An 8,533-nucleotide genomic window follows, 5' to 3' on the forward strand; every position below is an offset into this window, starting at 1 on the left:
AGGAGACAGGTGGGGCGGAAGCCAGCGGCGGTGAGGGCGTCGTGCAGGGCGGAGGAGCGGACGGGCTCGCCGTCGGCGCGCTCGACCGAGATCGGGCCGAGGGCTCCGGAGTGGACGGTGTCGGCCAACGCCTTTCCGGCCGCCGTCAACGCGTCGACGTCGGCAGTGAAGGAGAGGATCGTCCGGCCGCCGCGTTCCACGTAGAGCACCAGATCGCCGGCGACCAGCACGACGAGCGCGCCCGCCTTGCGACCGGCCCGGTGGCCGGTGCCGGCCGGTGCCGTGGCGTCACCGGAGTCGACCACCCGTTCCGGCCAGGGCAGCGCCGCGCCGTACGGGTTGGCCGGATCGGTGGCGGCCAACACCACAGCCACGCCACCGCCAGCCGGCCCCCCGGCCACCGTCGCGCCGCCACGGATCCGCCCGCTGCCCAACGGCTCGGCCAGCGCCCGGATCCGGTCCACCGCGCCAGGCACCGCGAACTGCGCCGCGCCCAGGCCGTCGACGAAGTATCCCCGGCGGGCTGCGCCGCGCTCCTCAAGCGCGGAGAGCACCGGATAGACCGCGGCGAAGCCGCCGGTCACCTGCTCGGCCATGACCGCGCCCCGGGTCAGCACCCCGTGCCGCTCCAGCAGCACGTCGGCCAGGGCTGCGGCGCGCCGGGTCGGATCGAGGTCCCGCTCCGGCAGCCGGGACCAGCGGCCCGCCACCGTCGGCGGACCGCCCCGGCTGGGCAGGGCCACCCGGCCGGGACGCCGGTAGCGACCCCGCGCGGGGCCCGGTCGGGAGCGGTGCGCCCCACCGCCGCCGAGCACCGCCCGCAGCGGCGCGAGGGTGTCGTTGGTGAGATGCCCGGCCCAGACCAGATCCCAGACCACGCCGACCAGCGCGGCGTCGTCGCCTGCGCCGACCCGATCGGCAAGCGACCGGAAGAACAACGCCTGCCCGTCGCCGAGGGCGTCCAGCACCGCGTCGTGCAGCGGCGTACGGGTGAGCGCCTCGTCCGGCGGCGGGAGCAGCAGCGGCGCGGAGTCGGCGTACGCCAGGCTGACCCAGCCGTCCCCGCCGGAGATCGCGCCGGCCCCGGCCCACACCACCTCGCCACTGGCACACAACTCGTCGAGCAGCGCGGGGGAGTAGTCGGCCACCCGGGCGGGCAGCACCAGCCGCTCCAGCGCCGACGCGGGCACCGCAGCACCCTGCAACTGCTCCACCGTCGCGGCCACCGCCTCCACTCCCCGGGCCGACGAGCCGACCTGCTGCCAGCGGGGCAGGAAGGTGGCAAGTGCCCGGGGCGGCACCGGCTCGATCTCCCGACGCAGCGCGGCGAGGGACCGGCGACGCAGCAGCCGCAGCACCTCCGCGTCACACCACTGGGTGCCGACCGTGTCCGGGGTGAACTCGCCGGAGACCACGCGCCCGGTGGCGGCCAGCCGGCGCAGCGCCTGCTCGACCACGAAGACGCCCAACCCGAACCGCGCCGCGCAGCCGGCCGCGGTGAACGGGCCGTGGGTGCGGGCGTACCGGGTGACGAGATCACCGAGCGGGTCGGCGACCGGTTCGAGGTACGCCTCGGCGATCCCCACCGGCAGGGCCACGCCGAGGGCGTCGCGCAGCCGGCCGGCGTCCTCCACCACCACCCAGCGTTCCTGCCCGGCGACGCGTACCCGCACCACCCGGCGGGCGGCGGCCAGCTCGGTCAGCCAGTCGACAGGCACACCGCGCTCGGCCAACTCGTCGGTGCTCAGGTCACCGAGCTGGCGCAGCAGCTCGACGGTGTCCTCGGCGTCGCGGGGGCGGCGCTGCGGGGTCAGCCAGCGCAGTTGCCGCTCGGTCTCGGCGAGCACCGCCGGGTCGAGCAGCTCGCGCAGGTCGACCCGACCGAGCAGCTCACCCAGCAGAGCCGAATCCAGGGCGAGGGCGGCGGCCCGGCGCTCCGCGAGCGGGGCGTCGCCCTCGTAGAGGAAGGCACCGACGTAACCGAAGAGCAGCGACCGGGCGAACGGCGACGGTCGGGGCGTCTCCACCTCGACCAGCCGCACCCGGCGGCCGGCGAGATCGCGCATCACCTGGGTCAGGGCGGGCAGGTCGAAGACGTCCTGGAGACACTCCCGGGCCGCCTCCAGGGTGACCGGGAAGTCGGCGTACTCGCGGGCGACGTCGAGCAGTTGGGCGGCGCGCTGCCGCTGCTGCCACAGCGGCTGGCGGCGGCGGGGGTCGCGGCGCGGCAGCAACAGCGACCGCGCGGCACACTCCCGGAACCGGGACGCGAACAACGCCGAGGTGCCTACCGACTCCTCCACCAGCTGGGCGATCTCCTCCGGGTCGAAGGCCACCACGTCGGCGCCGGGTGGGCTGTCGGCGGTGTCCGGCAGGCGTACGACGATGCCGTCGTCGGCGGGCATCACCTGGGCGTCCACGCCGTGGCGTTCGGCGAGTCGCCGGCCGATGGCCAGTGCCCAGGGCGCGTTGACCCGCGCGCCGAGGACGCTGTGCACGGCGAGTCGCCAGTCACCCAGCTCGTCGCGGAACCGCTCGACCACCACCGTCCGATCGTCCGGTAACGCCCGGGTCGCGGCCTGCTGCTCACGCAGGTATGCCAGCAGGTTGCCGGCGGCCCAGTCGTCCAGACCGGAGGCACGCAACGCGGTGACCGCCTCGTCGTCGCCCTGCCGCAGCAGGCTGCGGATCCGGGCCCCGATCGCCCGGCCCAGCTCCACCGGCCGACCGGGTTGGTCGCCCTTCCAGAACGGCATCTTGGCCGCCTGGCCGGGGGCGGGGGAGACCAGCACCCGGTCCGGGGTGATCTCCTCGATCCGCCAGGAGGAGGAGCCGAGCAGGAACACGTCGCCGACCCGGGACTCGTAGACCATCTCCTCGTCCAGCTCACCGACCCGGGCGGCGCGCTCCGCGCCGGCCAGGAACACGCCGAACAGGCCCCGGTCGGGAATGGTGCCGCCGCTGGTGACCGCGAGCCGCTGCGCTCCCGGTCGTCCGGTCAGCACGTCGGTGGCGCGATCCCAGACCAGCCGGGGGCGCAGCTCGGCGAAGGCGGTCGACGGATAGCGCCCGGAGAGCATGTCCAGCACGGCGTGCAGGGCCGAGTCGGGCAGCTCGGTGAAGGGCGCGGCCCGGCGCACCACGGCGGCCAGGTCGCCGACCCGCCACTGGTCCAGGGCGACCATCGCGACGATCTGCTGGGCGAGCACGTCCAACGGATTGCGGGGGTGGTGCAGTTCCTCGATCGCGGCCTCGCTCATCCGCTCGGCGACCACCGCGCAGGAGAGCAGGTCGCCGCGGTGCTTGGGCAGCACCACCCCGCGCGAGACCGCGCCGACCTGGTGCCCGGCCCGCCCGACCCGTTGCAGGCCGGCGGCGACGCTGGGCGGTGCCTCGATCTGCACCACGAGGTCGACCGCGCCCATGTCGATGCCGAGTTCGAGGCTGGAGGTGGCGACCACCGCAGGCAGCTGCCCGGCCTTGAGCGACTCCTCGATGTGCCGCCGCTCCTCCCGGGAGACGCTGCCGTGATGGGCCCGGGCGAGCACCGGCGGCGCGCCCGCCACCGCGCCCGCCTGGGCCATCATCTCGGCAGGCGTCCGGGTCGGCCGACCGGCCCCGGCCGGGCTGGAGCCGACGGTCTCCGCCGCGGCGAGTTCGTTGAGCCGGGCACAGAGCCGCTCGGCGCTGCGCCGCGAGTTGGTGAAGACGATTGTGGAGCGGTGCGCCCGGATCAGCGCGTGGACCCGTTCCTCCACGGCGGGCCAGATCGACGCGGTGCGGGGGCCACCGAGATCGTCCTCGGGCGGCTCCTGCTCGTCGAGCCGGGTCATGTCCTCCACCGGCACCTGGACGCTGATCTCGATCGTCTTGGCGGTCACCGGCGCGACCACCTCGACCGGCCGGGCGCCGGCGAGGAACCGGGCGCACTCGTCGACCGGCCGGACCGTCGCGGAGAGCCCGATCCGCTGCGCCGGTGCGGGCAGCAGCTCGTCCAGCCGCTCCAGGGAGAGCGCGAGATGAGCACCGCGTTTGGTGCCGGCCACCGCGTGCACCTCGTCGAGGATCACCGTCTCGACGCCGCGCAGTGCATCCCGTGCGGCGGAGGTGAGCAGCAGGAACAGTGACTCCGGCGTGGTGATCAGGATGTCCGGCGGCGTCCGGGCGAAGGCCCGCCGCTCGTCGGCGGGGGTGTCGCCGGTACGCATCCCGACGGTGATCTCCGGCGGGGGAAGCGCGAGCCGGGTGGCGGCCTGCCGGATGCCGGCGAGCGGTGTGCGGAGATTCCGCTCGACGTCGACCGCGAGTGCCTTGAGCGGGCTGACGTAGAGCACCCGGCACCGGTGCCGGGGATCGCTCGGCGCGGGCTCGCGGGCCAGCCGGTCGAGTGACCAGAGGAAGGCGGCGAGGGTCTTGCCGGAGCCGGTCGGTGCCACCACGAGCGCGTGCCGGCCGGCGGCGACCGCCGACCAGGCGCCCACCTGCGCCGACGTCGGTGCGGCGAAGGCCGCGCCGAACCATTCCCGGGTCGCCGGGCCGAACCGGGAGAGCACCGCCTCCGCCCTGGCGGCGGGGCGGCCCGGTGGCGAGGCTCCGAGGGAATCCACCATCCCATCCTGCCCCTGACCGCCGACATTCCCGCGGCTCCGGCCCCGGGAAGGGTGCTCTTAAGGCATTACCGCTGAGTTTCCCGTTGCTCCCGTTAAGTCTTACTTAACTGCTTGCTAGCAAGCGACAACATAAAGTAACTTCGCACCCGATGCGGTGAGCGGTGGAGGTAGGTCGGATGGTCGTCGAGGAGCGGAGCTCTGGGCCCGGCACCGACGTCCTGATTCGCAAGGTCGACAGCCGCCTCGTCGCGCTCCGCGCCGGACTGCACGGTGCCGATCTCGAGTTGGCCGAGCGGGTCGCCGGCTGCCTGCGTGAGCTGGTCCATTCCACCGCCCAGGCCAGCGCGGCCGATCGCGCCCAGGTGCGGATCGCCGTGCACTACTTCGTCCTGCGCCGGGAGAGCCGCGGCAAGCTGTTGGCGGTGCGCTCGCTGGCCGCCGCCCAGCGGATGGTCGACCGCGCGGCGCTGCGGGTGGGCCGGCCGGACCTGACAGTCGAGGCGTCAAAATAGGGCGATTTCCGGAAAACAGCCCATAGCGTACGCGACCTGTCGTCTGATCGCTCCTAGGCGCCGTACACCCGGGAGGGGCGCCCCCTGCCCAGCTCGACCGGGAGCGTCGCGTGCTCGTACTGCTGATCCTGCACCTCGTGGCGGCCCTCGCGGCGCCGCTGCTGGTGCGTCGGTGGGGGCCGCGTGCCTGCTACCCGCTGGCGCTGGTGCCGGCGGCGGCGTTCGGCTGGGCGCTCGTCCGCACCCCCGCCGTCGCCGACGGCGGTGCGCTCGTCGAGACGTACCCGTGGATTCCCCGGCTGGGTCTGAACCTGGACCTGCGGATGACCACCCTGTCCTGGCTGATGACGCTGCTGATCGGCGGCGTCGGCGCGCTGGTGCTGCTCTACAGCGGGCGGTACTTCCCGGCCGGCGCGGCCGGCAACGCCCGCTACGCCGCGGTGATGGTGGCCTTCGCCGGCGCGATGCTCGGGCTCGTCTTCGCCGACGACCTGCTGCTGCTCTACACCTGCTGGGAACTCACCACTGTCTTCTCGTACCTGCTGATCGGGCACAGCACCGAGCGGCGGTCCAGCCGTTGGGCGGCCGCTCAGGCGTTGACCGTGACCACGTTCGGCGGCCTGGCCATGCTCGTCGGCTTCATCATGCTCGGCCACCACGCCGGCACCTACCGCTTGTCGGAACTGGCCGGGCGGCCACTACCCGGTGGGGCGTACCTGATCACCGCCGTGCTGCTGATCCTGCTCGGCGCGCTGTCCAAGTCGGCGGTTCTGCCGTTCACCTCCTGGCTGCCGGTGGCCATGGCGGCACCGACGCCGGTGAGCGCGTACCTGCACGCGGCGGCCATGGTGAAGGCCGGCATCTACCTGCTCGGCCTGCTCGCGCCGGTGCTCGCCCTGGTCGGCCCGTGGCGTCCGGTGGTCCTGGCCGCCGGGCTGGCCACCATGGTGGCGGGCGGCTGGGCCGCGCTGCGGCAGACCGACCTGAAACTGCTGCTGGCGTACGGCACCGTGAGCCAGTTGGGTCTGTTGGCGGCGGTCGTCGGTACCGGCACCGGTGACGCCGCCCTGGCCGGCGTCGCGATGCTGCTGGCCCACGCCCTGTTCAAGGCGGCGCTCTTCCTCGTCGTCGGCGTGATCGACCACGGTACCGGCACCCGGGACCTGCGCGAGTTGTCCGGGCTGTGGCGCACCACCCCGGTGCTGGCCGTGGTGGCGCTGCTCGCCGCCGCGTCGATGGCGGGCCTGCCACCCCTGCTCGGGTTCGTCGCCAAGGAGGCCATCTTCGCCGCCTTCACCGGTCAACCGCTGCTGCTGGCCGTGCTCGTCGTCGGCACCGTCCTCACCGTCGCCTACAGCATCCGGTTCCTCTGGGGTGCGTTCGGCACCCGCCCGGGAAGGGCCCCGACCGAATTGGGGCGGGTCGCCGTGCCGATGCTGGTGCCGCCGGCACTGCTGGCGGTGGCCGGAATGGTCGCTGGCCCGGCGGCGGACGAACTCGACCGGCTGCTGCGCCCGTACGCCGAACTGCTCGGCCCCACCCACTCCCAGCTGGCTTTCTGGCCCGGCCTGCACCTGCCGCTGGGCCTGTCCGCGCTCACCCTGGCCGGCGGTGCGGTGCTCTTCGCGCTGCGCGGTCCGCTGGCCCCGGTGCTGTCCCGGCTGCGCTCACCCGTCACCGGCCTTCAGGGCTATGAGTGGATCACCCATCGTTTCGACCAGGCCGCGGTGGACATCACAAGCGTCACCCAGCGCGGCTCGCTGCCGCAGTACCTCGGCGTCATCCTGATCGTGCTGGCCGCCGCGCCGGGCGGCACGTTGCTGGCGGTGCGGCCCTGGGAGCAGTCGTTCGCGCTCTGGGGGAGCCCGGCGCAGCCGGTGGTGCTGCTGGTGATCAGTGTCGCCGCGCTGCTGGCCGTGGGCGCCACCCGACGGCTGACCGCGATGCTGCTGGTCGGGATGACCGGCTACGGCACCGCGATGCTCTTCGTCCTGCACGGCGCCCCCGACCTGGCGCTCACCCAGTTCCTGGTGGAGACCGTGACCATCGCGGTCTTCGTGCTGGTGCTGCGGCGGCTGCCGGAACGGTTCTCGGTGCGTCCGCTGCGCCTGAGCCGATGGCTGCGCCGGGGGATCGGACTGGCGGTCGGTGCGACAGTCGCCGGACTCGCGGTGACCACCGCCGGTGCCCGGCAGGAACCCTCCATCGCCGAACAGTTTCCCGCGCTGGCCGCCGAGCAGGGACACGGCCGCAACGTGGTGAACGTGACACTCGTCGACATCCGGGCCTGGGACACCCTGGGCGAGTTGACCGTGCTGGTCGCGGCTGCCACCGGCGTGGCCAGCCTGGTCTTCGTGCGGTCCCGGACCGGGCCCCGCCCGCGCCGGCTGGAGACGTACGACCGGGACACCTTCACCGGCCGGCCGGTCTGGCTGCGCGGCGGCACCACCCTGCACGAGCGGCACCGCTCGATCGTGCTGGAGGTGATCACCCGACTGGTCTTCCACACGGCCGTGCTCTTCTCCTTCTTCCTCGTCTTCTCCGGACACAACGCGCCCGGCGGCGGCTTCGCCGGTGGCCTGGTGGCGAGCCTGGCGCTGACCATGCGCTATCTCGCCGGTGGCCGTCAGGAACTGGCCGAGGCCGCGCCGGTCGGCGCCGGCACCGTGCTCGGCACCGGGTTGGCGATCGCGGCCGGCGGCGGGCTGCTCGCCGTGCTGACCGGCGCGGCGCCGTTGAGCAGCACCCGGATCGACCTCTGGCTGCCCCTGATCGGTGACTTCTACCTGATCACCTCGCTCTTCTTCGACATCGGCGTCTACCTGGTGGTGATCGGGCTGGCGCTGGACGTGCTGCGCAGCCTCGGCGCCGAGGTGGACCGGCACATCGAGGCCGGTGGCCGAGCCGGTGACGGGCTGGCCGACGAGCCCCCGGGGGAGCGCGGATGAGGGCCGGCGGTGCCCACCTGGTGTCCTTCATCGCGATCGGCGTGCTCGTCGGCTGCGGGGTGGCCCTGCTGCTGGAGCGCAGCCTGACCCGCGTCCTGCTCGGCATCATCCTGACCAGCAACGGGATCAACTTGTTGATCATCTTCGGTGGCCGGTCCGGTCGGGCCCCAGTGGTCGGTGTCACCGAGACGGAGGCGATGAGCGACGCGCTTCCGCAGGCGATGGTGCTCACCGCCATCGTGATCACCTTCGGGTTCACCGCCTTTCTCCTGGCCATCAGTTACCGCAGCTGGTATCTGAGCGGCGACGACGAGGTGCCCGACGACATCGAGGACCGGCAGATCGTGCGCCGCGCCGCGACCCATGAGGTGTCCACCGCCGACCTCAGTGACGACGATCCGGGAACCGACCCCGAACAGATCGACTCCCCAGCCCCCCGCCGACCCGGGCGGGAGGGTAGGTC

The 8,533-nt window shown here is 73.6% G+C and carries 4 protein-coding genes; 3 read left to right on the plus strand and 1 reads right to left on the minus strand.

All coding sequences use genetic code 11. The features are described from left to right. A partial coding sequence (locus C1I93_RS25330; protein WP_258378343.1) for an ATP-dependent helicase occupies positions 1 to 4,610 on the minus strand: 4,610 nt, incomplete at its 3' end. Between the two features lie 176 nt (positions 4,611 to 4,786). Between C1I93_RS25330 and C1I93_RS25335 the strand changes: the two genes are divergently transcribed. The 3 genes from C1I93_RS25335 to C1I93_RS25345 form a co-directional block, all read left to right on the plus strand. Next, positions 4,787 to 5,122, plus strand: coding sequence for a hypothetical protein (locus C1I93_RS25335; protein WP_111245797.1), 336 nt, complete (start codon positions 4,787 to 4,789; stop codon positions 5,120 to 5,122). 110 nt (positions 5,123 to 5,232) lie between these two features. Next, on the plus strand, positions 5,233 to 8,070 hold the full coding sequence (locus tag C1I93_RS25340; RefSeq protein ID WP_111245798.1) for a Na+/H+ antiporter subunit A: 2,838 nt from the start codon (positions 5,233 to 5,235) through the stop codon (positions 8,068 to 8,070). After that, the coding region (locus C1I93_RS25345) for a Na(+)/H(+) antiporter subunit C (RefSeq protein WP_111245799.1) at positions 8,067 to 8,533 on the plus strand (467 nt) is incomplete at its 3' end. The genes C1I93_RS25340 and C1I93_RS25345, both read left to right, overlap by 4 nt.

Source organism: Micromonospora endophytica (assembly GCF_003236305.1).
Classification (GTDB): Bacteria; Actinomycetota; Actinomycetes; order Mycobacteriales; family Micromonosporaceae; genus Micromonospora; species Micromonospora endophytica.

Coding starts and splice junctions, on each gene's coding strand:
- C1I93_RS25335 (WP_111245797.1), top strand. CDS start 4,787: ATGGTCGTCGAGGAGCGGAGCTCTGGGCCCGGCACCGACGTCCTGATT.